Consider the following 897-nt stretch of genomic DNA (forward strand, 5'->3'; position numbering starts at 1 on the left):
GACCATCAACGAAACGCCCGTCACCGACATTGCAGTAAGCTCGATGACGGCCCCCTCGGAAGCTACCCAAGGCGACCAGGTAGAGGTCTCGACAACAATAGAAAACCTGGGCAACCAAGATGTTAACCAAGACATAGCCGTTTCGCTTGTGAATCAAAATAGTGGGGCAACAATTGACTCAAGGTCTATAAGTGGCTTAAATGCCGGGACCAGCCAGTCACTGACTTTGAGCTGGGATACCGGAGGGGTTACCCCGGGCAGCTATACCTTGAAAGTAAGCCACAATTTTGCTGACGATAATGTGGGCAATAATAGTCGTACGACCAGTGTGACCATCAACGAAACGCCCGTCACCGACATTGCAGTAAGCTCGATGGCGGCCCCCTCGGAAGCTACCCAAGGCGACCAGGTAGAGGTCTCGACAACAATAGAAAACCTGGGCAACCAAGATGTTAACCAAGACATAACCGTTTCGCTTGTGAATCAAAATAGTGGGGCAACAATTGACTCAAGGTCTATAAGTGGCTTAAATGCCGGGACCAGCCAGTCACTGACTTTGAGCTGGGATACCGGAGGGGTTACCCCGGGCAGCTATACCTTGAAAGTAAGTCACAATTTTGCTGATGATAATGCTGCCAACGACTCCCAAACGACCAGTGTGACCATCAACGAAACGCCCGTCACCGACATTGCAGTAAGCTCGATGACGGCCCCCTCGGAAGCTACCCAAGGCGACCAGGTAGAGGTCTCGACAACAATAGAAAACCTGGGCAACCAAGATGTTAACCAAGACATAGCCGTTTCGCTTGTGAATCAAAATAGTGGGGCAACAATTGACTCAAGGTCTATAAGTGGCTTAAATGCCGGGACCAGCCAGTCACTGACTTTGAGCTGGGA

The 897-nt window shown here is 50.6% G+C and carries 1 protein-coding gene; it reads left to right on the forward strand.

The window, feature by feature from the left end; translation table 11 throughout:
* On the forward strand, positions 1-897 hold an 897-nt coding region (locus CK503_RS15905), incomplete at both ends, for a CARDB domain-containing protein (RefSeq protein ID WP_217988437.1).

Origin of the sequence: Fodinibius salipaludis (genome assembly GCF_002287075.1) — a bacterium.
Lineage (GTDB): Bacteria > Bacteroidota > Rhodothermia > Balneolales > Balneolaceae > Fodinibius > Fodinibius salipaludis.